Annotated in this window: 16 protein-coding genes; 10 read left to right on the top strand and 6 right to left on the bottom strand. The window is 64.0% G+C overall.

Going from position 1 to position 22643, the window contains the following annotated elements:
* Positions 1–61: 61 nt before the first annotated feature.
* From lpdA to FB389_RS02420, 7 genes are all read left to right on the top strand, one after another.
* The gene (gene lpdA / locus FB389_RS02390; RefSeq protein ID WP_142111193.1) at positions 62–1450 is read left to right on the top strand and encodes a dihydrolipoyl dehydrogenase; all 1389 of its coding nucleotides are present in this window, start codon (positions 62–64) and stop codon (positions 1448–1450) included.
* Positions 1451–1474: 24 nt separating this feature from the next.
* The gene (sucB, locus tag FB389_RS02395) at positions 1475–3286 is read left to right on the top strand and encodes a 2-oxoglutarate dehydrogenase, E2 component, dihydrolipoamide succinyltransferase (RefSeq protein ID WP_142111194.1); all 1812 of its coding nucleotides are present in this window, start codon (positions 1475–1477) and stop codon (positions 3284–3286) included.
* A gap of 139 nt (positions 3287–3425) precedes the next feature.
* Positions 3426–4325 (top strand): TIGR01777 family oxidoreductase, encoded by a 900-nt coding sequence (locus tag FB389_RS02400; RefSeq protein WP_142111195.1) that lies wholly within the window; start codon positions 3426–3428, stop codon positions 4323–4325.
* 28 nt (positions 4326–4353) lie between these two features.
* Positions 4354–5316, top strand: a complete 963-nt coding sequence (locus tag FB389_RS02405; protein WP_142111196.1) for an ADP-ribosylglycohydrolase family protein — start codon at positions 4354–4356, stop codon at positions 5314–5316.
* Between the two features lie 19 nt (positions 5317–5335).
* On the top strand, positions 5336–6025 hold the full coding sequence (lipB, locus tag FB389_RS02410) for a lipoyl(octanoyl) transferase LipB (protein WP_142111197.1): 690 nt from the start codon (positions 5336–5338) through the stop codon (positions 6023–6025).
* A gap of 117 nt (positions 6026–6142) precedes the next feature.
* Complete coding sequence (gene lipA, locus FB389_RS02415) at positions 6143–7120, top strand: lipoyl synthase (RefSeq protein ID WP_211345000.1); 978 nt, start codon at positions 6143–6145, stop codon at positions 7118–7120.
* Between the two features lie 32 nt (positions 7121–7152).
* The gene (locus tag FB389_RS02420) at positions 7153–7848 is read left to right on the top strand and encodes a DUF4191 domain-containing protein (RefSeq protein ID WP_142111199.1); all 696 of its coding nucleotides are present in this window, start codon (positions 7153–7155) and stop codon (positions 7846–7848) included.
* 34 nt (positions 7849–7882) lie between these two features.
* Here FB389_RS02420 and FB389_RS02425 read toward each other — a convergent pair whose 3' ends face one another.
* Entirely contained in the window at positions 7883–8287 is a 405-nt protein-coding gene (locus FB389_RS02425; RefSeq protein ID WP_142113446.1) for an RDD family protein, read from the bottom strand.
* 209 nt (positions 8288–8496) lie between these two features.
* Here FB389_RS02425 and glnA (FB389_RS02430) point away from each other — a divergent pair, with 209 nt between their 5' ends.
* The 3 genes from glnA (FB389_RS02430) to FB389_RS02440 all read left to right on the top strand — a co-directional run bounded on the left by glnA (FB389_RS02430) (position 8497) and on the right by FB389_RS02440 (position 11938).
* Positions 8497–9921: a type I glutamate--ammonia ligase gene (glnA, locus tag FB389_RS02430; protein WP_142111200.1), complete on the top strand. Its 1425-nt coding sequence runs from the start codon at positions 8497–8499 to the stop codon at positions 9919–9921.
* Between the two features lie 224 nt (positions 9922–10145).
* On the top strand, positions 10146–11384 hold the full coding sequence (locus FB389_RS02435; protein WP_142111201.1) for an MFS transporter: 1239 nt from the start codon (positions 10146–10148) through the stop codon (positions 11382–11384).
* 41 nt (positions 11385–11425) lie between these two features.
* Positions 11426–11938, top strand: a complete 513-nt coding sequence (locus FB389_RS02440) for a methylated-DNA--[protein]-cysteine S-methyltransferase (RefSeq protein WP_142111202.1) — start codon at positions 11426–11428, stop codon at positions 11936–11938.
* Here the strand turns inward: FB389_RS02440 and FB389_RS02445 are convergent.
* The 5 genes from FB389_RS02445 to glnA (FB389_RS02465) all read right to left on the bottom strand — a co-directional run bounded on the left by FB389_RS02445 (position 11915) and on the right by glnA (FB389_RS02465) (position 22309).
* On the bottom strand, positions 11915–12931 hold the full coding sequence (locus tag FB389_RS02445; protein WP_142111203.1) for a class C sortase: 1017 nt from the start codon (positions 12929–12931) through the stop codon (positions 11915–11917). The genes FB389_RS02440 and FB389_RS02445 overlap by 24 nt on opposite strands.
* Before the next feature lie 63 nt (positions 12932–12994).
* Positions 12995–14611, bottom strand: a complete 1617-nt coding sequence (locus FB389_RS02450) for a SpaH/EbpB family LPXTG-anchored major pilin (RefSeq protein ID WP_142113448.1) — start codon at positions 14609–14611, stop codon at positions 12995–12997.
* 80 nt (positions 14612–14691) lie between these two features.
* Entirely contained in the window at positions 14692–17787 is a 3096-nt protein-coding gene (locus FB389_RS02455) for a DUF7507 domain-containing protein (protein WP_142111204.1), read from the bottom strand.
* 109 nt (positions 17788–17896) lie between these two features.
* Positions 17897–20968, bottom strand: coding sequence for a bifunctional [glutamine synthetase] adenylyltransferase/[glutamine synthetase]-adenylyl-L-tyrosine phosphorylase (locus tag FB389_RS02460; RefSeq protein WP_142111205.1), 3072 nt, complete (start codon positions 20966–20968; stop codon positions 17897–17899).
* A 3-nt stretch (positions 20969–20971) separates the two neighbouring features.
* Positions 20972–22309, bottom strand: a complete 1338-nt coding sequence (gene glnA / locus FB389_RS02465) for a type I glutamate--ammonia ligase (protein WP_142111206.1) — start codon at positions 22307–22309, stop codon at positions 20972–20974.
* Positions 22310–22643 lie beyond the last annotated feature (334 nt).

Below are 22643 nucleotides of genomic sequence, written 5' to 3' on the forward strand. Positions count from 1 at the left end.
GTCGTAAAGTGTCCCCATGGGTCTTTAGCCCCCCGGATGAACTGCACCGAAGGAGTTGTACGTGGCCGACGCAATTGCCACCACTAAGTTCGACATCGTCATTTTGGGCGGTGGCAGCGGCGGTTACGCCACTGCTCTACGCGCAGCACAGTTGGGTAAATCCGTCGCGCTGATTGAGGGCGACAAGGTGGGGGGAACCTGCCTGCACTACGGATGCATCCCGACCAAGGCTCTGCTGCACGCCGCCGAGGTTGCCGACGAGACGCGCGAGGCCGATTCAATCGGTGTTTTGGCGCAGCTCAATGGCATAGACATGCCGAAGGTGAACGTCTATAAGCAGGGCGTTATCTCGCGCCTTTACAAGGGCCTGCAGGGCCTGGTTGCCTCCCGCAAGGTGACCGTTATCAATGGTTGGGGCCGCCTGGTCAGCCAGAACGAGGTCGAGGTCGACGGCGTGCGCTACACCGGCGAGCACATCGTGTTGGCAACCGGCTCGTATTCGCGATCGCTGCCCGGCCTGGAAATCGGCGGGCGGGTCATAACGTCCGACGCGGCCCTCAACCTCGAATATGTCCCCAACTCGGCGATTATCCTCGGCGGCGGCGTCATCGGCGTCGAGTTCGCTTCCGTGTGGAAGTCGTTCGGGGCCGACGTCACCATCGTCGAGGGGCTGCCGCACCTGGTTCCCAACGAGGACGAGGCGCTGTCCAAGGCGTTGGAGCGCGCGTACCGCAAGCGTGGCATAAAGTTCAACCTGGGCGACCGGTTCTCGGGTGTGGTGCAGAACGACTCTGGCGTGACCGTGACCCTCGAATCGGGCAAGACTTTCTCGGCCGACCTGCTGCTGGTGGCGGTGGGACGCGGTCCGCGCACGCAGGATCTGGGCTTCGAGGCGCAGGGCATCACCATGGATCGTGGGTTCGTCATCGTCGATGACAACCTGCGCACGGGCGTCGGCAACATCTGGGCGGTCGGTGACATTGTCCCCGGTCTCCAGCTCGCCCACCGCGGCTTCCAGCAGGGAATCTACGTCGCCGAACAGATCGCGGGACTGTCCACGGCCCCCATCATCGAGTCGAACATCCCCCGCGTCACTTACTGCAACCCCGAAGTCGCGTCCGTTGGCCTCACCGAAGCCAAGGCGAAGGAGGCGTACGGCGAGGGTTCGATCGAGACGCTCGAATACAACCTAGGCGGTAACGGCAAGAGCCAGATCCTGGGCACGCAGGGCTTCATCAAGCTAGTGCGCGTGACCGACGGCCCCGTTGTCGGCGTCCACATGATCGGCGCACGCGTTGGTGAACTCATCGGAGAGAGCCAACTCATCGTCAGCTGGGAGGCATTCCCCGAGGACGTCGCTCCGCTCATTCACGCACACCCCACCCAAAACGAGGCGCTCGGCGAGGCATTCCTGGCGCTCGCCGGCAAGCCACTTCACGCCCACAACTAGAGCCTGCGAAGGAGATAACCAATCATGTCCCACAACGTGGAGCTTCCCGCACTGGGCGAGTCGGTCACCGAGGGCACCGTCACGCGGTGGCTGAAAGGCGTCGGCGACACCGTCGAGGTCGACGAACCCTTACTCGAGGTTTCGACCGATAAGGTCGACACGGAAATCCCTTCGCCGGTTGCTGGCGTCATCGAACAGATCCTCGTGCAAGAAGATGACGAGGTCCCCGTCGGCGCCGTGCTTGCCGTGATCGGTGATGGTTCGGCCGCGCCGGCTCCCGCGCCTGCCCCCGCGGCTCCGGCCCCCGCATCCGCTCCGGCTCCGGCCCCCGCTCCGGCGGCCCCCGCTCCGGCGGCCCCCGCGGCTCCGGCCCCCGCTCCGGCGGCCCCCGCGGCTCCGGCCCCCGCCGCCGCGGCTCCCGCCGCGGGCGGCGACGCGGAAGAAGTGCGCCTCCCCGCGCTCGGCGAGTCCGTGACAGAAGGAACCGTCACCCGCTGGCTGAAGGCCGTCGGAGACAGCGTCGAAGTGGATGAACCGCTCGTCGAAATCTCCACGGACAAGGTCGACACGGAGGTCCCGTCGCCCGTCGCCGGGATCATTCAGCAGATTCTCGTCCAAGAAGATGACGAGGTCCCCGTTGGCGCGGTTCTGGCCATCGTTGGTTCGGGTGCGCCCGCACCCGCACCCGCAACCGCTCCGGTCGCCGCGGCTCCCGCGCCGGCTGCCCCGGCACCGGTGGCGCCTGCTGCTCCCGCGGCTCCCCCGGCACCCGTGTCTCCCCCGGCACCCCCGGCACCGGTGGCTCCCCCGGCACCCGCACATGCGGCCCCGCCCGCACCGGCACCCGCCGCAGCGGCACCCTCCGCACCGGCTCCCGCAACGCTCGCGCCGATCCCCGCAAGCACCGCCGGATCGGGATACGTGACGCCCGTTGTCCGAAAGCTCGCATCGTCCAAGGGCGTGGACCTGTCCAAGGTCACCGGGACGGGTGTGGGCGGACGCATCCGCCGCGAGGACGTCCTGGCGGCCGCGGCCACCGCGGCTCCTGCGGAAAGCTCCGCGGCGCCGGCGCAGGCCTCGTCGGTACAAACACCGTCCACCATTTTGCCGGTGTCCCCGCTTCGCGGAACCACGGAAAAGGCCTCGCGACTGCGCAAGATCATCGCGGAGCGTATGGTCGAGGCGCTGCAAACCCAGGCGCAGCTGACCACCGTTGTCGAGGTCGACGTAACGCGGCTATACAAGTTGCGTGCGGCCAACAAGGAAGCCTTCAGGGCGAAGCACGGCGCGAACCTGACCTTCCTGCCGTTCTACGTGCAGGCAGCCACGGAGGCACTCAAGGCCTACCCCAAGGTGAACGGCGTGCTTGCCGACGGCATCATCACCTACCCGGGTTCCGAGAACATCGGAATCGCAGTCGACACCGAGCGCGGGCTGCTTGTTCCCGTCGTCCACGAGGCCGGGGAAAAGTCGCTGCCGCAGATCGCCGCGGCGATCGGCGACCTGGCCGGGCGCACCCGGAACAACAAGGTGACCCCCGATGAGCTTTCGGGTGCCACCTTCACGATCACCAACACGGGTTCGGGCGGCGCGTTGTTCGACACCCCGATCGTGCCCGCTGGAACATCGGCGATCCTGGGAACGGGAACCATCGTCAAGCGTCCGGCCGTCGTCAAGGGCCCGGACGGGGACGAGGTCATCGCTATCCGCCAGTTCACCTACCTCTCGCTGTCGTACGACCACCGCTTGGTCGATGGCGCCGATGCAGCCCGCTACCTCACCGCGGTCAAGAACCGCATCGAGGAGGCGGCATTCGAGGGTGACCTGGACCTCTAGGGCACGCCGGTTTAGCACCACTGCCGGGCGGAACCACGCGGTTCCGCCCGGCAGTTCTTTTTTACGAAGAGTGCGGCGGCCGCCCGTTCGTCCCCGGGCCGTCGGGCCGACAGACCGCATGCGCGGTAGCGTTGCATGCATGGCAACGATACTGATCGCCGGCGGTTCGGGATTCATCGGTTCGGCTCTGACCCGCGCCCTGCGCGAGCGCGGCGACCGGGCGATCATCCTCACTCGCGCGCCGCGCGGGTTCGCCGACCAGCGCGCCTGGGACCCGGCCCGGGCGGAACTCGACGCATCGGTGCTCGATGGCGTGGACGCCGTGGTGAACCTGGCGGGCGCCGGGATCGCCGATCGACGGTGGACCGCCGCCCGCAAAACCGAGTTGATCGCTTCGCGGGTGGGCCCCACCGATCTGCTGTCCCGCGCCATCGCTGCGCACCAGGGCGTAGGCGTCCTGGTGCAGGGATCGGCCATTGGCTACTACGGCGACAGGCCCGGCGAAACCCTTACCGAAGAGTCCGGGCCCGGCAAGGGGTTCATTGCGGACCTGGTGCGGTCTTGGGAGGGCGCGGCCGCGCCCGCGCGCGACTCCGGGATCCCCGTGGCATTCCTGCGCACGGGGATCGTGCTCGCCCCGCGCGGCGGAGCCCTGGCCAGGCTGCTCCCGCTCATTCGCTTGGGCCTGGGCGGCCCGCTGGCGGGCGGCCAAGCCCACTGGGGGTGGATCACCCTGCGCGACCACGTGCGCGCCATCATGCATGTGCTGGACCAAGGCACCGACGGGCCGGTCAACATCGTTGCTCCGACCCCGGCCACCAACGGCGAAGTTATCGGCGCATTGGCGCACGCGTTCAACCGCCCGGCTTGGTTGCGCGTACCAGCACCCGCCCTGCACCTGGTGATTGGGGAGTTTGCCGGCGAGATTTTGGCCGACCAGTTGACCCTCCCCCGGGTGTTGCTTGCCGCGGGCTTCCCGTTTCGCGATCCCACCCCGCAGGCGGCGGCGAAGTGGATCGCGCGTTCCGCGCCGCGGTGAACGTGCGCGCGTGGATACAATGCTTCCTATGACATTGCTGTCCGACCACTTTCGCCGCGACGCAACGGTCGGCAGCCTCATGGGATTGGCGATCGGCGACGCGCTCGGAACGACCATAGAATTCGCCTCCCGCGACCAAGTCCCCGAAGTCACGGATCTGGTCGGCGGCGGCCCGTTCGACCTGCAACCGGGACAGTGGACCGATGACACGTCGTTGGCGCTCTGTATCGCCTCCTCCCTGGCGGAAACCGGCGCATACGACCCGATCGATCAACTTGAGCGTTTCGTCGCGTGGCGCGATCACGGCTTCATGTCGAGCACGGGGGTTTGCTTCGACATCGGCTACCAAACTTCGCACGGACTCGATGAGTTCTTGCGCACCGGCAACCCGTACCGCAACAACGACAACGACAGGAGCGCGGGCAACGGGTCGCTGATGCGCCTGGCTCCGGTCGCCCTGGCCTTCACCGAAAGCCCCGCGCACGCGGCCCGGCTGGCGGCCGATTCATCGCGCACCACCCACCCCGCGACCGAATGCGTTGACGCGTGCTTTGGATTCGGTTGGTTGATTGCCGTCGCGACGCTCACCCGCAGCAAGGAAGCCGTCTTTGCCGCGGCCACGGAGGTGGCCACGATGATTAAATCGCCGACTATTGCGGCCATCCTCGGTGGGAGCTTCAAGGACAAGTCGCGCGACCAGATTTCATCGTCCGGGTATGTGGTCAACACGCTCGAAGCGGCGCTGTGGGCGCTGTGGGTAACCGAGAGCTTCGAGGAAGGGGCGGTGCTCGTCGTAAATCTTGCCGACGATTCGGACACCGTCGGGGCGGTGTATGGGCAGCTGGCGGGGGCAATCTACGGCATCGAGGCTATCCCCAAGCGGTGGATCGAGCGGGTCTATGCGCGTGAACTCATCGAAGACCTTGCGTTGGCGATCTATTCGCGCGGCGGCAATTTCACCGTTGCGCAATCGGCCGCAACCGTCGCCTAGACGCACTACCCTGGTGCGTATGGATGTCGTATCACTGCTGCCCGACGGCCCGCGCGACTACGAAGAGGTCTGGGATTTGCAACGGCAGATCCACGCGGAGGTTGCCGACGGCAAACGCGCAGACACCATCATTGCCGTCGAACACGAGGCGGTATTCACCGCAGGCAAGCGCACCAACAACTCGGACCGGCCCACCGACGGTTCCCGCGTCATCGACGTGGATCGCGGCGGCAGGATCACGTGGCACGGCCCGGGCCAACTGGTTCTCTACCCGATAGTGCGGCTCGCGGCGCCGATCGATGTCGTTGCCTACGTGCGCGCGCTCGAGCAGGCCGTCATGGACGTGTGTTCGCAGTTGGGAGCCGCAACGGTTCGCGTGGAGGGTCGCTCGGGTGTGTGGTTTCCAGCCAACCAGTTCATGCGCGATCGCAAGGTGTGCGCCATCGGGGTGCGGGTCGCCCGCGGCACGACCATGCACGGGATCGCTCTCAATTGCGACGCAAACCTGGCCGACTACGGGCGCATTGTGCCGTGCGGAATCACCGACGCAGGGGTGACGACGCTGACCCGCGAACTGCGCCGGCCGGTGTCGATCGCCGACGTCACCGAGCCCCTGCTCGCAGCGGTGAACCGCACCGTGGGACCGCTTGCTAAGGGCGGCGCAACCGCCCCCGCGGACGTTGCCCACGTCACACCGTCCGGTGCGTGAAATGTCACTCGCGCGCTCGGACACTGTCGTAGGCTAATCCCCATGGCTCCGCACTGTGGCTCTGGCCCCGTTTCCGCCCCGCCCGGCAGCACCGCGCACGCCCCTGGTGAGCGCAAAATGCTGCGCATCGAGGTTCGCAACGCCGAAACGCCGATCGAAAAGAAGCCGTCCTGGATCAAGACCAAGGCAACGATGGGCCCGGAGTATTCCGACATGAAGTCGCTGGTACGCGGCGGCAACCTGCACACCGTGTGCGAGGAGGCGGGCTGCCCGAACATCTTCGAATGCTGGGAGGACCGCGAGGCAACGTTCCTGATCGGCGGCGATCAGTGCACGCGGCGCTGCGACTTTTGCCAGATCGATACCGGCAAACCGGCCGACTTCGATGCGGATGAGCCGCGCCGCGTCGCCGAATCCGTGCGCGATTTGGGCCTGCGGTATTCGACCGTGACCGGGGTGGCGCGCGATGACCTGGCAGATGGTGGGGCGTGGCTGTACGCAGAGACCGTGCGGCAAATCCACGCGTTGAACCCCGAAACCGGCGTGGAACTGCTGATTCCGGACTTCAACGCGATCCCCGAGCTGCTGAACGTCGTCTTCGATTCGCGCCCCGAGGTCCTGGCCCACAACCTCGAAACCGTCCCGCGCATTTTCAAGCGCATCCGGCCCGGGTTCCGCTACGAGCGTTCCTTGTCGGTCATCACGCAGGCGCGCGAGGCGGGCCTCGTCACTAAATCGAACATTATTTTGGGGATGGGTGAAACTTTCGACGAGGCCGCCCAAACCTTGGCCGACCTGCACGAAGCGGGCTGTGACCTCATCACCATCACGCAGTACCTGCGCCCGTCGGTGCGCCACCACCCGGTTGACCGGTGGGTCAAGCCGGAGGAATTCGTTGCCCTCTCCGATGAGGCCGAACGCCTCGGGTTTCTGGGCGTCATGTCGGGGCCGCTGGTGCGTTCTTCCTACCGCGCGGGTCGCCTGTGGGGTCAGGCGATGAATCGACGAGGCCTGCCCATCCCCCCGCAGCTGTCTCACCTGGCGCAACCCATCACCGCCCGTCAAGAAGCTCGCTCGCTGCTCGCGGATTCCTAACGTGCGGCCGATCTCGACTAGGATGTTCCACCGTGGCTCGTAAAGACAAAGACGTAAGTGAAAAGAAACCACGCTGGTACAAACTGGTGTGGCAGGCGTACACGTTCACCCGTTCGCAAAATCCGGCGATCACCTGGCAAATCCTGGGGATCATTGTCGGGATCATCGCGCTCGGATTCGGGTTCGGATTCGCCGTTCACCAGGTGGCGTTCTGGGGCGCCCTGTCGATCCCGTTGGGGTTGCTGGCGGGGTTGATGTTCCTAACCAACCGTTTCACCAAGGCGCAATACGCCGCGCTCGACGGTGAGATCGGCGCGTCGCGGGCGGTGCTTGGGACGCTCGGCAAGGTGTGGACGTTCGCCGAGGAGCCGGTGGCCATCGACGCCAAGACCCAGGACATTGTTTTCCGCGGCGTGGGTCGGCCCGGGATCGTGCTCATCGGGGAGGCGCGCATTTCGCGCATTCAGAAGCTGATCGCCGACGAGAAGCGGCGCCTGGCGCGAGCAGTCAAAGAGGTGCCCGTGACCGTGCTGGTCGTGGGCGATCGCGAGGGGCAAGTCCCGCTGTCCAAGCTCCCCAAGACGGTGCGCAAGCTCAAGCCGAAGTTGACCAAGGCCGAGGTTGGCGAGGTCGAGCGGCGCCTGCGCGCGCTGGGCGGCATGCAGCTGCCGGTCCCCAAGGGGATGGATCCGACGCGCGCGCGCATCAGCCGCAAGGATGTGCGCTAAGCGCCGCTGCGAAAGCGACAAATCTGGCGAGCCGTCAGGACCGTACCAACACGGTCTTGGCGGCTTTGTCGTGCAAGCCGCGCCCATCCGCGTCCCACACTGCGGCGGGAATCACCAGGCACAACAGCGCGGTGCGGATCAGGGCGGCTAGGCCAGACGGGCGGACCAGCGTGGAGGGCGCGCGGCCTGCCAAGGCGCGCACTTGCATGGAGCATATTCGCTGCCCGAACGATGCCCCCATGGTCCAGATCAGCAGCCACTGCGTGAACGCAAAAATCCCCAGGACGGCCATTTCGTTGCCCCGAAATAGCAGGTATCCGACCAGCCACGAGGCCCACCAGTCGATGAACAGCGCGATGATGCGCCGGCCCAATCGGGCGCGCGAACCGGGCCCCTGCGGGGGAAGCCCGAGGGTGTTGGTTGACCCGCCCTCACCCATTGGCGTCCCGGTGATCCAATTCTGGATATCTTTACGTTCCACGGCTCAAGGGTAGCGAACGCGGCTGCGACCCACGCCTCGTCGATGTAACATTCACCGCACTGTCGTAACATTCCCGAAACATTCTAAGAATGAGGGCGAAACGGTGGGCGCGTAGTTTTGATGATGTCGCTCAAACTAGCGGTCCCCTCTACTCAAGGAGTACACGGATGTTCAAAACTGCGGAAGAGGCAATTGCCTTCACGCGGGAACAGGGCGTCGAGTTCGTTGACGTTCGGTTCACCGACCTTCCCGGCATTCAACAGCACTTCAACGTTCCTGCTGAAGAGTTTGCCGACACCGCCTTCACTGCGGGCCTTGCCTTCGACGGCTCGTCCATTCGCGGTTTCCAGGCGATCAACGAATCCGATATGAAGTTGATTCCTGACGTCACCACCGCCTATGTTGACCCTTTCCGTCGCCACAAGACGCTGATCGTCAACTTCTCGATCGTGGACCCGTTCACCGACGAGGCCTACTCGCGTGACCCCCGCAACGTCGCGCTCAAGGCTGAGGCTTACCTCAAGTCGACCGGGATCGCAGACACCGCGTTCTTCGCCCCCGAGGCAGAGTTCTACCTCTTCGATGACATCCGTTTCGCTACGTCGGCTCACGAATCGTTCTACTCGATCGATTCTGTCGAGGGCGCGTGGAACACCGGCGCCGAGGAAGCGGGCGGCAACCTCGGTTACAAGCCTCGCTACAAGGGTGGCTACTTCCCCGTATCCCCCACCGACCACTTCGCTGACATCCGCGACGACATGGTTGCGTCCCTGCAGGACGTCGGCCTGATCCTTGAGCGCGCCCACCACGAGGTTGGAACCGCTGGCCAGCAGGAAATCAACTACCGGTTCAACACGCTGACGGCGGCCGGCGACGACCTGATGAAGTTCAAGTACATCATCAAGAACGTTGCTTGGGAGCACGGCAAGTCGGCGACCTTCATGCCGAAGCCGATCTTCGGTGACAACGGTTCGGGTATGCACACCCACCAGTCGCTGTGGAAGGACGGCGAGCCGCTGTTCTACGACGAGTCCGGCTACGGCGGCCTGTCCGACTTGGCTCGCTGGTACATCGGTGGTCTGCTCAAGCACGCACCTTCGCTGCTGGCGTTCACCAACCCGTCGGTCAACTCTTATCACCGTTTGGTTCCAGGGTACGAGGCCCCCGTCAACCTGGTGTACTCGGCCCGTAACCGGTCCGCTTGCATCCGCATCCCGGTCACGGGAACGTCCGCCAAGGCCAAGCGCATCGAGTTCCGCGTGCCCGACCCGTCGAGCAACCCCTACCTGGCATTCGCGGCGCAGCTACTTGCCGGTCTGGACGGTATTGCCAACCGGATCGAGCCGCCGGAGCCCATCGACAAGGACCTGTACGAGCTGCCTCCCGAGGAGCACGCACAGATCCAGCAGGTTCCCGGGTCCCTTGAGGCCGTCATCAACAACTTGGAAGAGGACCACGAGTTCCTCACCGAGGGTGGCGTGTTCACCGAGGACCTGATCCAAACCTGGATCGACCTGAAGCGCGAAAAGGAAATCGACGCCCTGCGTCTGCGTCCGCACCCGCACGAATTTGAGCTGTACTACGACGTCTAAGCCGTAGCATCGCTGGCAAGCCGGCCCCTGACCTTCGAAAGCGAAGCGTCAGGGGCCGGTTTGTTTTAGGAGCCACGAGTGGTTCGTGGGTGGGTCCGCGTCTTTACGCACGGTGCGAAAAGTGCGAGCTCCGGGACGCCGCGGCCAACGTGTTGTAGGATCGAACAGTTTGCTAAACCGGTTTAGCACCGTCTCTCCCCCATGGCCACCGATAAGGAACATGGTTGTCAACTCCCCTCATGCACTCGCACCCGTCAGACCCGCAGGCGGTCGCCCGCCGCACCCAACGGATCGTCCTGGCGCAGTTTGCCATTTTTGGAGTCGCCCAAGCTGCCTGGTTCGCACGAATGCCCGCTACTAAGGCTCGTTTTGAGCTCACCGATTCGCAATTCGGGACGTTGCTACTGGTCATCTCGATCGGCGCGTTGATAGGAATGGTCACTTCCGGGGCGATCGTCGCCAGCATCGGCGTGCGCAAAACGGCATACCTGGGCGGGGGGCTACTCGCCCTGGGGATGGGGCTATCCGGAATTGCCCTGGCACAGCTCAGCATCACTATCTTGGTCGCCGGGTTCGCAGTTGCGGGACTGGCCGGGGCACTGGTCAATATACCGCTCAACATCGCCGCATCGATATCCGGTAAGGAACTGCGCAAAGAAAACCTGTCGCAGTTTCATGCTTTGTATTCGGTCGGCTCAGTAGCGGGATCGGCGGCGGCTTCCGTTTCAGCGCATGCCGGGATTTCGCCCGCCGCACACCTAATCGGGCTAGCGGTGCCGTGCGCTCTGGTGATAGTCGTGCTGGCACGCCAGATTCCCCCACCGAGCCCCACCAATAGCGCCGACGCGGGTGCGTCCCACGGCAACCGCGGGCCAGCAAAAGGAGCGCTTACTGCCTGGCGGGAAAAGCGGACCTTGCGGATCGGGGTGCTGATGTTCTGCGGTTCACTGTCAGAGGGCGCCGCGAATAGTTGGCTAGCCCTGGCGCTAATGACGGGGCTAGATGTTAGCGAGGCAACGGGAGCGTTGGCTCTTAGCGTCTTCACGGCGGCCATGACCGCGGGGCGATTTGCCGGGCCCTGGGTGATCGGCCGTTTGGGTCGGGTGCGCACGGTTGTCGTCACCGGATGCGTTGCGCTGATGGGCTTGGTCGGCGTCATCACCGCGCCCACGGTCACGCTGGCCTTCGCTGGGGCCGTGGCATGGGGTCTTGGAGCGGCGCTTTCCGGCCCGGTCGCCATTTCGGCTGCCGCGGATGATCCCCTGCACGCCCCGGCGCGAGTCGCCATGGCCTCCGCGTTTGGGGCCGCGGCGCAGATCGCTACTCCCCCGGTGTTCGGTGCTTTGGCAAACGTGATCGGGGCTCGTCCCATGCTTGGAACGATTTCCATCGGATTGCTTGCAACATTGGGATTGTCGAAATCGGTGGCTCCCGACTCCCGCACGCCCGGCATGGATGGGTAAACTGGTTGGGTCCGGTTCGATGGGTTTGAGGGGATGATTCGATGATCCGTCGGCATATCGTGGTTGCTTCGCCGCTGGGGGCGCTGACGCTGGTCGCGCAGGGCCAGGCGCTGGTGGGGCTGCACTTTGAGCGCCAGTCGCACTTCCCGGATGCGGCGTCGCTAGGGGAAGCCGCATCCTTGCAATCGGATTCGATACTGGCACACGTCGCAAACGAATTGGACGAGTATTTCGCGGGCGATCGCACCACATTTTCCTTCGAGGTTCAGACGTTCGGCGATGACTTTTCCGAACGGGTCTGGCGGCTGCTGCGCTCTATCCCCTACGGGGAAACCACGACCTACGGGCAACTGGCGCGGGCGATGGGGAACCCCGGGCTGGCGCAGCGGGTCGGCGGCGTGGTGGGCCGCAACCCGGTCGGGATCGTTATCCCGTGCCACCGGGTGATCGGCGCGGACGGGTTGCTGACGGGGTACGCGGGCGGCCTGGACCGCAAGCGTTGGCTGCTGGAGTTGGAGGAACCCGAGGCGCTACGCGCCTCGCGCCTCTTCTGACGGCTCCGCGTCGCGCTGGTCTGCGGGCTTCTTTTTGCGCTTGCGCGCAACGGGCACCCCGGCCCAGGCAACGTACCCGGCCCCCGCAACAACGATTGCTCCCATCCACACCGCCCACCAGGGGAACTTGGGCAGGTTGGACTTTTGCCCTTGCGTGTCAATAGCTTCTTGGGGTGTGGGAAGAACCCGTTCGCCTGTAACAAGAATGCGTTGGGTGTTGATCCCCAGCGGCGTGCAGGTCACCAGCGTGACGATATCGCGCCCGGGCTGCTGGCGCAGCGCCTTGGTTTCGTCCGGCTGGACGATCTTGATGTCGTCGACGCGATATTCCAGGACGCGACCAAAGACCTCGATCGTGAACGTGTCGCCGATCTTGACCTTATCGAGGTTGGTGAACAGCGTCGAACTGGCCAAACCCCGGTGACCGGTCAGGACTGCGTGCGTTCCCACGCCTCCAACCGGCAACGAGGTCCCCTGCAGGTGGCCGATGCCGTGTTCCAACGTGTCGTCGGCCGTCCCGTGGTAGATAGGCAGGTCAACGTCGATGGATGGGATCTCGATGCGAGCCATGACACCACTGGGGACTGCGTCCAACAGCTTCCAATAGTCCAGTGTGTTGTCGGTTGATGTCCCGTCGCCTTCTGGGATGCGCTTGTCACCATCGACAATGGCGCCCGCGCTTAGGGCCGCGTTGTATTCCTCGGCCTGGCGCAGCACAACCGTGGCGTCGGGGTTTGTGCCCTGTTCGACTTGCTGAGAGTAGGAGTCGACAAGCATGGACTGTTCGCGTTGCGCAAACCACGCCGCAGCCTGCGGATACGTGAAGGTAGATGCGCCACCTAGTCCCAGGATCGTGATGAGCAATGCCGACCACGACAGGGTCCACCGGCGCCGCGCGCTGCGGTGGCGTGGCCTGGGCTGATCCATGGTGGCTTGGTTGTTCCTTACGACGCTGAGTTCGGGTGGGAATGCGTAGGTGGTGACCGCCCGCATGGGGCGGCCACCACCTACGTCAGTACATGCCGCGCGGTATCTGCCTGCGCGGCACGGCTTGGGTTAGTTTGCCCGCACCTTACGGCTGCGACGAACAAAGACAAACCCGATGGCGATGGCGAACAGACCCGCGCCGATCGCCGTCATCAGAACCTGCCCGGCCGCACCGGTCAGCGGCAGGTTGGGTGACGTCTTGCGCGTGTTCGTGATTTCAATATCGATGCCTGCTGACGTACCTGTGGTCACAGCGACAGGGGTGTATTCACTTCCTCCAGCGGGCAACACGTACCCTGCGGGGGCCGTCACCTCTTTCAGGACATAGCAGCGCGAAGTTGCATTAGAGCCGTCCACGTCACTGCTCACAAACAGGCCGGGAATTGTGATCGTACCGTCGCTCAGTGAGGTGAAAGTTGAGTTTCCGCTTACCGTCAGCTTCGTGCCTGAGTAACTTACCGTCGAGCAGTTCGTGGCATAAGGGGTGTCTGCCGCGTAAACCTCAAATACGGCGTCCTTCAGGCCTGCAGAAGTCTGTCCCGCGTCTTCCTTCTTGATCGTCAGGTTGCCCCAGTTAGTCGTGGCGTCATCGGAAGAATTGGGAGTGTTGTAATCGGGCGTGCCGGGGGTCGTGGGAGTCGTTGCGGAGGTGATCGTGCTCGAATACACCTTGGCGGTGTTAGTGAGCGAACCGGTTCCGCTAACAGTGCCGGTGATCGTAACCGTAATATCCTTCTCAGCGTATGTGTTCTTCAACTTGCCCAACCCGGTCGCAGTGAACGCCAGTTTAAGGTCGCCTGCGTTCGGTGAACCGGACATAACCGTGTAGTCGGTCCCCGAAGTGAGTGTCGTGGCATCAGCCACAACGCTCGTTACAGCCAAGTTGGTCAATCCGGTGGGCGGTGCGTCCACGATCTCGTAATAGTCGAAATAGGCATCACTAGGGATCGTCGGTACGGAAGTCTTGACCGTGTAGGTTGCAGTTGAACCTAGGCCTAGTGCTGTCGCGGGTTGCGTGACCGGCGTCTTTTCGACCGGGTTGAGTAGGCCGTTCTTGGGGTAGACGTTAACGTCGTAAAGCCACGTTTCGGAAGCGGGCGTGGCTACCTTGTACGAGTACGGGATCGTCACGATAAAGGGCTGCGCCTTGTCGATGACGTTCGCGGGGGCGTCCGTTTCGCACACCAGGTAGGCGCCAACAGTCACGCCCGTAGTCCCGTCCGAAATAGTCGCCTTCCCTTGGGCATTTGTGGCCGATTCAGCTGGGATGCCACTTCCGAGTGTGTGGCTAGTGCCCCCGATATTCGACGTCGTTGGCGCGGCACATGCTGCGGCCAGATCCGCATTCGATGCACCTCCAACCACGCCGGTAGAAGCGACCAAATCCCAGCCACTGTTCGTCGTAAGATCAACGCCGGCAATTTTGTACGCGGTGAATGTGACCCCTGCAACCGGATCAGAAGTGATGGCACTTGTTGATCCATCCGGCTTGTCGCTGACGACGGTCCCGGTCTGTGTCTTGTGCTTGTGAATAATGATCGAACCGGTCTCAGTTCCATCGATGTTGCCGTAATCGGCCGCCTGCGCGCTGCCGGCGACCGCTACAGCGCCCACCAGCAACGAAGCGACGCCAAGGGCGCCGGCGACGCGCAACGCGCGCCCGGATCTATAGGTGTTTTGTATCATGATGTGTGTCCTTTCAATCGCGGCCGGAGGCTCCGGCTCGCTCTCCTAAACTGTGGTGCGGGCATCGAACTGGTAGTGATTTAGATGCGCCTCCTTCGCTGCCGGAGGCCACCGAGCAGGAGCGTCACAATGACCGTCCCCCCGCCCAAGATCAGGTAAAAGTCTGCGCTGTCGCCGCCGGTAAGCGGGATGGTGGGCGAGTTGCGCTGGTGGTTAACAATGCTGCCGAGGCTCACAATAACGCTCGACGCACCGATGGTGATAGCGCGCGACGTCGTATCGAGCGCATAGCCGGCAGGCGCCTTGGTTTCGGTGAGCGTGTAACTCCCCCACGCAAGACCCGTGATCGTAAACTGCCCGGCCACCGGATCCGTGTCATGGATGCCACTACCCGTGCAGGCGCCACCGCTCCCCGTCGCGCAGTCAGTAATGGTCGTTGTCGTCGATCCGCTTCCGCTGGGTCCGACAAGTTGCCATTCGGATGCGCCCAAAAGAGTTGAGGACGAGTCCGCCCCCACCTTCTTCCACGTCACCGTTCCGGGAATCCGTTCGTTGGTGATCGCGCCGAGCGCGACCCCATCGGCTGCGTTCGAACCGGAAATCGTGATCGAAGCCGTATTGGGGTTCGCCGTGTATCCCTGTGGCGCGGCCGACTCCGTGAGCGTGTAACTTCCCCACTCCAGGCCATCGACCTTAAACTGCCCGGCGACCGGATCAGTGTCATGGATGCCGCTGCCTGTGCAGGCGCCACCGCTACCCGCCGTGCAGTCACTGACCGCGACGGTCGCCGATGATCCATCTGTCGGCCCGGTGAGGGTCCAACTCGATCCACCGACCAACGCACCGGAGGTTGCGTCCGTCTTGCTCCAGGTTACGAAGCCCGGGATCCCGGTGTTGGTGATGCTGCATTCAATATCCATATCCTTCATGAGAATTACCTTGAACCACTGGTTCGTGGGGTCTACGCCGACCGAAGAGTTGTTGTGAGCCACATCGATGCAGTTCCAGTCCCCCGCGCTGTATCCGGGCGGTGCGGTGACATTCGACCATGCGGATGCCCCGCCATCCTTACCGGCCTCTTTCAAATAGAAGTCCCCCGGTTGTACCCGCGTTCGATCGACCCCGCCCAGGCCGTTCACAGGGACCTGTTCACCCCGGTACCAAACGGACCCGTTCGGTTCAAAACCGAGTTGCCATGCCGCCGGGAGCTGCGCACCAACCGTGCCGATTTTCGAATTGTCGACGATTTTTGTCAGCTTTATATACGCGGCGGGGAAGTTCAGGTCGTAAGTGTCGCCGTCATGCACCTGCTCAAGCGGCGATGCGGGGGTCCCGTAGGCAGTCACGGTGTTGGAACGGTGGCCCGCCGCCACATCGGAACCGGTCAGCGTGTATGTGCCGGTACAGGTCGTCTGGGCGCCCGGCGCCAGCGACGGCTGTCCGCAGGTATGCAGGCTCGACGACGTCCACCCCAACAGTTGGTCAGCGAGCCCGACGTTGTTCAAGGTCACGTTGCCCACGTTCTTAACCGTAAACGTGTAGGTGACCGTGTTCCCGGTCCGAGCAGCACCCCCGTACGTCGAATCTGCGTAAGGCCCATTGTTGTTGCGTATGCCGGTCTTTGTAACCTCAATCGCGGGATTTGGCGCAACCAACGTGGCGTTCACCGAACCGGTATCAGAAAACGCAGTGGTTCCGTAATAAGCTTTGGCGGTAGCGGTATTTGGAAGTTGATAACTATTAGATGCAGCATTCGCCGCTTCAGCTGCCGTAACCACGTGGGTCCCCCTACACGTCACAGTTGACCCCGACTCCCCCGATTTTGCCAACGTGGTCGACGGGCAACTGATATTGGCCACAAGTGGATCAGTTACCGTGAGACCAGTAAGCCCGACCGCGCCACCGTTGGTGACGGTGAAGGTGTAGGGGATGGTGTCGCCCTCTGCGTAGGCCGCTTTGTAATGGCTATCACTAGCATCGATGGACTTCACAAGTGTCAGGTTTGCGAGCGGGTCTACGGTTTCCACCTTGAGGTTGCGAATCAAGTGAATGTCGGTGCTGCCGCCGGTGGAGGCGGCGAATCCGAACTTATACAGTGAGGGGGCAGCCACCGTCGTCGTGTAGCTAAGGACGTTTGTCCACCCAAGAGAAGCACTTGGGCCGTCGAAATCAATGTCGACGGTGACGGTAGTGTATCCGTTGGAATCCGCGGGGCTCACAGTGATTCGAACGGTCCTGGCTGCATTATTTGCCCGCGTGCCCCCCGTACTAGCATCCGAATCGGAACCACGCAGACCGTAGGTCTTCAATTTGGGAACGACGGTCGCTGCTGTAGGAGTTGGCTGTTGATTGGCTGCTTTTGATTCCCCGACCGCCGTTTTCCAAAGGCAGTAACCTTTTAGCCATTTACCCTGATTGGTCCCGGCAGCCACCTGTTGACCTGGGCCTCGAATGCTCACATTCGGTCTGAAGTCGTTCACACTACTAGACGTTGCGTAGCCGCTAGATTGCGGGCTGGTGCAGCCATCGCCACGACCTTCGTCCCCGCGTGGGTAGTTACCCCACGCATCGAGAGCGACACCCAAGAATCCGCCCGTGACACCCTCGACACCGGTCTTTTGGGCGTAACCAAGTGATCCGCCGGTGGCACCCGTCGTTGTGAGATTGTAGGCACCATCCGACAGGAAAAAACTGATTCCGTCCGCTCCCGAACCGCCGTACTGAGCTTGTTCGAATTCAACGACCAGTCCGTTAGTAGCTGGCAGCGCCTGATTGTAAATGATGCCGCCCGAGCGACTATTTGCAACATCGGTGAACTGCAACCAGCCGGGTGTAGTTCCCCGTGGGGGAACCGATCCAACCGGGTGGGCCGAACAGTTGCTGAGTGCGCTCTGCCCCGGGGGAGCCGTTGACCCATCGGCTGCACCCGTCAGGCAGGCATCCCCCAACGGCTTGATGTTGGGGTCGGTTACCGACGTCCCCGTAAACGATTCGTTGATTAGGACAGTGCCCGCGGCGGCGGCTTCGGGCTGGCCGGAGGCCACCCCGGACACCAAAGACACCGCGATGAGGAGCGCGGTGGAAAGCAGCGCCGCCGCGCGGTGCAGCAACACCAATCCCCCGACGCCACCACCTCGGTGCGCGCCGGTTGGTCGATCCTGCCCCGTGCCGAACATGCCCCCCCTAATCGCAAGTATGGGTTTAGTGTCCCATCGAACAACTCGCGATATCAAGGGCAACCCATATGGCTCATGTCACAAACGGGCGCCGATTGGGTGATATCACCTATTCCGAGCCAGAATTATCATCGCCAACCCCGTAAAACAATCCATTTACAACGCCGCGGGCGCGCCTTGCCAACCGTAAATAGTGTTCCTCGAGCTCGTTGCCGTTCCCCGCGAAGCCCACCGTCTGCGCCAGGCCCGTCAGGTCCCGCCGATCCGTAGGCAACAGATCCAGCTTCTGGCCGGTTGTTCGCCCCGACCACAAAACCAACCCCGCGCGCAGTTGCGAAGCCAGCAACCAGGCGTCCCGCAACCGGTCGGCGTCCTCGGGATCCACCAACCCTGCCCGCACCGCCGCGTCAAGCGCCGCCAACGACCCCGTGGTGCGCAGCGCCGGGTGCTCACCGGCATGTTGCAATTGCAACAACTGCACCGTCCATTCGACGTCCACAATCGCCCCCGGCCCCAACTTCAGGTGCCGCTGCGGGGAAACACCGCGCGGCAACCGCTCGGCCTCGACGCGCGCCTTGATCCTACGGATCTCGCGCACGTGTGAGATGTCCAGCCCATCGGCCGGGTAGCGCAACGGCGCGATGAGGTCTAAGAAGTCCCCCTGCAGTTCGACGGACCCGGTCACGGGCCGGGCACGCAGTAGCGCCTGGCGTTCCCAAACCTCGGCCCACCGGTCGTAATACTCCCTGTATGACGCAAACGAACGCACCAGCGGCCCGTTCCTCCCCTCGGGGCGCAGGTCCACGTCAACTTCGAGGGTCGGCTCGGTGCCGTGCTTACCCAGCAGCGTCCCGACCCGTTGCGCGATAGCCTTGGCGTAGTCGTTCGCCTCCGCATCACCGACACCTGGCCGGGCCCGATAAACGAACATCACGTCCGCATCCGAACCGTACCCCATCTCCATGCCCCCCAGGCGACCCATCGCCACGATCATGAAGTCGACGGGCGCACCGTCCGCGGGCAGGGACTTTTCACCGAAAACGGAGAATTGGGCGATGCGCTGGGCGCCCACCAGCGCCATATCGGTGGCGCGGGCAATGGCAGCCTGTGCCTCGGATTCGCTAATGATCCCCAACAGTTCGCCGGCCGCGGTGCGACCAAGCTCCCGGCGCCGAATCGCGCGCAGCGAATTGATGGCGGCTTCCTCCGCGTCGGCGCGCGTCAGCACCGCGTCGACCTCACCGGTCAGCCGCTCCCAGGAAAGCGGTTGCAGGGACTCGTTGTCGGCAAGCCAGTGCACGGATTCCGGTGACCGCGCCAGCTGGTCGGCCATGTACTGCGAGTTGGACAAAACTTTGGCCAGATACACCGCGGCGGAAGGCGAATCGCGGAGCAGCTTCAGGTACCAGTGCGCAGAACCCAGTTCATCGGATAGCTTGCGGAACGCCAGCAGCCCGCGGTCCGGATCGGCGCCCTCCGCGAACCAACCAAGCATCACCGGCAGCAACTGGCGTTGTATCGACGCGCGCCTCGACAGTCCCTCGGTGAGCGCATCGATGTGCCGCATGGCCCCGGCCGGATCCCTGTAACCGATTGCGCCAAGCCGCTCGCGGGCAGCTTGCGGGGAGAGGGCGGCCTCGTCCGTCGAAAGCTGCGCAACCGCGGGAAGCAGCGGCCTGTAGAAGACCTCTTTGTGCAGCGCCCTGACCTCGCGGCGGGTGGCGCGCCACCGTTGCAGCAGGCCCTCGCTGCCGTCCAACCGCATCCCCGTGGCCCGCGCAAGGCGACGCAGATCGGATTCGCTGGTCGGCATCAGGTGCGTGCGGCGCAACTTCGATAGCTGAATACGGTGTTCAAGCACGCGCAAGAACCGGTAACACACCGCCAACTGGCTCGCGTCTGCCCTCCCCACATAGCCGGCAGCCGACAGCGCCGCCAGCGCGGTCAACGTGTTCGCGCTGCGGATCGATTCGTCGGCCCGCCCGTGCACCAATTGCAACAATTGCACGCTAAATTCGACGTCGCGCAGCCCGCCCTTGCCGAGCTTGATTTGTCGGTCTGCTTCCTGGGCGGGGACGTGGTCCTCGACGCGCCGGCGCATCGCGCGGGCATCTTCCACGAAGTTGTCGCGGCCCGCTGCCTGCCACACCATCGGCTGCAACTCATCGCGATATGCCTGCCCCAAAGCCATATCGCCGGCCACAGGACGCGCCTTGAGCAACGCTTGGAACTCCCAGGTCTTGGCCCAGCGTTCGTAATAAGCGACGTGTGAAGCCAGTGTCCGCACCAACGGACCCTGCTTACCCTCGGGGCGAAGCGCGGCGTCAACGGGCCACAGCGGCGGCTCCCCCGCCGTTCCGGAGCACGCGTGCGCCAAACCGCTCGCAAGCTTGGTGCCAACCGCCAGCGCATCCGCTTCCTCGACGCCCGCGGCCGGCTCGACCACGTAAATCACATCGACGTCGGAGACGTAGTTCAGTTCGCGCCCGCCCGTCTTGCCCATCCCGATCACGGCGATCCGCGCCTCCAGGCCGCCGCCAGGCTGAGCCGCCCGGGAAATGGCCAAGGCCGCTTCCAGCGCCGCCGCAGCCAAATCCGCCAGCGCCGCCGCCACCGCGGGAAGCAACGACAGCGGTTCGCGCGACGTCAGATCGGATGCGGCGATCCGCATCAGGCGCAGCCGGTAGGCAAGGCGCATAGCATCGATGGCCGCGGTGTCGCCGCTGGCGGCAACGGGCACCTCCGCACCTGGATCGGCCCCAACCCCCATCAGTAGTTCGGCCCGGACCTCATTGGCATCCGCGCCGATCGATAGGGTTGTGGCCGACAGCGCGGCAAGGGCCTGGGCCGGATGCCGCACGACCGTGTCCGCCAGCGGCCCGGAACCCCCGAACACGGCGATGAGGCGCGCGACATTTTCCGGGTCGGCGACAAAACGGTGCCATTGCGCGTTCGCCGCCGGGTGATCGGTGACCGCTTCGGCCATCCGCACCAACGCCAGCAGCGCGTCGTCGGGGCTGGCGGCATCGCCCAGCGCGTCCAACCATTCGGCGGCCGTCGGCCCACCGTCGAGCGCCAGCAGGTCCTGCAAAGTGCTGTCCTGCCACAGTGTTTCGGCGCGGCGCACGTCATCGAATCCGAGCCGGATCATCCGGCTGGACAGCTTCATTTCACGTGTCATCGCTCAGAGGGTGTTAAGCAGGCGCTGCAACTCGAACGGCGTCACCTGCGATCGGTAGTCCGCCCACTCCTGGCGCTTGTTGCGCAAGAAGTATTCAAAGACGTGCTCGCCCAGGGTTTCCGCGACAAGTTCCGAGGTCTCCATGATCTTCAGCGCGTTACCCAAGGAGGATGGCAACGGCTTGAATCCAAGCGCGTTGCGCTCAGCGTCGGTGAGTTCCGCGACGTCGTCCTCGGTCGGGTCAACCAGGTCGTACTGCTCCTCGATGCCCTTCAAACCGGCCGTGAGCACCAGCGCGAATGTGAGGTACGGGTTCGCGGCGGAATCAATCGCGCGGTATTCGATCCGCGAGGAATTCCCCTTGCCGGGCTTGTACATCGGGACCCGGACCAGAGCGGACCGGTTGTTGTGCCCCCAGGACACCCAGCTCGGGGCTTCGGCGCCGCCCCACAGTCGCTTGTACGAATTGACGTACTGATTGGTGACGGCGGTGATTTCGGCACTGTGATGCAAAATCCCGGAGATGAAGTGGCGGGCCGTACGCGAAAGCTCGAAGCGGGCGCCCGCCTCATGGAACGCGTTGCGATCGCCTTCGAACAAGGAAAGGTGGGTGTGCATGCCCGATCCGGGGTGCTGCGCCAGCGGCTTCGGCATGAAGGACGCGAAGAGGTTGTGTTCGATGGCGACCTCTTTGATGACCGTGCGGAACGTCATGAGGTTATCCGCCGTGGTCAGCGCGTCGGCGTAACGCAGGTCGATCTCGTTTTGGCCCGGCCCCGCCTCGTGGTGCGAAAATTCGACCGATATCCCCATCGATTCCAGCATCGTGATGGCGGCACGCCGGAAATCGTGGCCGGCCGCGCGCGCGACGTGATCGAAATAGCCGCCCTGGTCAACCGGAATCAGCGGCTTGTCGGGCGAAACGGGCTGTTCGAACAGGTAGAACTCGACCTCGGGGTGGGTGTAGAACGTGAACCCCATCTCCGCCGCCTTGGCCAGCGCCCGCTTGAGGACGTTGCGTGAATCGGCCAGCGACGGCTCCCCGTCGGGGGTCAAAATATCGCAGAACATCCGGGCGGTGCCCTGGGTCTCCCCGCGCCACGGGAGCAACTGGAACGTCGTGGGGTCGGGTTTTGCGATCATGTCGGCCTCGTACACGCGGGTAAGGCCCTCGATGGCCGACCCATCGAATCCGATGCCTTCAGCAAAGGCCGACTCCAACTCAGCGGGCGCAATGGCTACGGACTTCATCATCCCGAGCACATCGGTGAACCAGAGCCGGATGAACCGGACGTCGCGTTCCTCGATGGTGCGAAGCACAAACTCCTGCTGCCTGTCCATGAATACCATCCTGCCTAAAACGGTGTGGGCACATGACCGCGCGGCACGCCGACGTGGCGCGTCACAACGATTACTGCATACCTTAGCCGCCATAGATAACGGCCAGGTGAAGAATCGCCTACGTGGCTCCCAGCAGACTACCGGTTCTGAGGTAAATGCAGATGATGGACGAGGCCCGCGCGCCCCGATCAGCCCCCGCCGATAGGGATGCGCCCCGCCGCAAAGCGGCCGCGGCCGCGCGGGAGCACGCTGCCCGTGCCGGGAAGGTCGCCGTGCGCTCCCGCGCGCCGCGGCCACCGGCAAACCGGACGCGACCCCACCGGGCCCCGACTTC

The sequence above is a fragment of the Rarobacter incanus genome, from assembly GCF_006715765.1.
GTDB classification, from domain to species: domain Bacteria; phylum Actinomycetota; class Actinomycetes; order Actinomycetales; family Cellulomonadaceae; genus Rarobacter; species Rarobacter incanus.

What these genes read in the sequence shown, in the direction of transcription:
- sucB (WP_142111194.1), top strand. Translation starts at nt 1,475, where the DNA reads ATGTCCCACAACGTGGAGCTTCCCGCACTGGGCGAGTCGGTCACCGAG.
- FB389_RS02400 (WP_142111195.1), top strand. Translation starts at nt 3,426, where the DNA reads ATGGCAACGATACTGATCGCCGGCGGTTCGGGATTCATCGGTTCGGCT.
- FB389_RS02405 (WP_142111196.1), top strand. Translation starts at nt 4,354, where the DNA reads ATGACATTGCTGTCCGACCACTTTCGCCGCGACGCAACGGTCGGCAGC.
- lipB (WP_142111197.1), top strand. Translation starts at nt 5,336, where the DNA reads ATGGATGTCGTATCACTGCTGCCCGACGGCCCGCGCGACTACGAAGAG.
- lipA (WP_211345000.1), top strand. Translation starts at nt 6,143, where the DNA reads ATGCTGCGCATCGAGGTTCGCAACGCCGAAACGCCGATCGAAAAGAAG.
- FB389_RS02425 (WP_142113446.1), bottom strand. Translation starts at nt 8,287, where the DNA reads ATGGGTGAGGGCGGGTCAACCAACACCCTCGGGCTTCCCCCGCAGGGG.
- glnA (WP_142111200.1), top strand. Translation starts at nt 8,497, where the DNA reads ATGTTCAAAACTGCGGAAGAGGCAATTGCCTTCACGCGGGAACAGGGC.
- FB389_RS02440 (WP_142111202.1), top strand. Translation starts at nt 11,426, where the DNA reads ATGATCCGTCGGCATATCGTGGTTGCTTCGCCGCTGGGGGCGCTGACG.
- FB389_RS02445 (WP_142111203.1), bottom strand. Translation starts at nt 12,931, where the DNA reads ATGCGGGCGGTCACCACCTACGCATTCCCACCCGAACTCAGCGTCGTA.
- FB389_RS02450 (WP_142113448.1), bottom strand. Translation starts at nt 14,611, where the DNA reads ATGATACAAAACACCTATAGATCCGGGCGCGCGTTGCGCGTCGCCGGC.
- FB389_RS02455 (WP_142111204.1), bottom strand. Translation starts at nt 17,787, where the DNA reads ATGTTCGGCACGGGGCAGGATCGACCAACCGGCGCGCACCGAGGTGGT.
- FB389_RS02460 (WP_142111205.1), bottom strand. Translation starts at nt 20,968, where the DNA reads ATGACACGTGAAATGAAGCTGTCCAGCCGGATGATCCGGCTCGGATTC.
- glnA (WP_142111206.1), bottom strand. Translation starts at nt 22,309, where the DNA reads ATGGACAGGCAGCAGGAGTTTGTGCTTCGCACCATCGAGGAACGCGAC.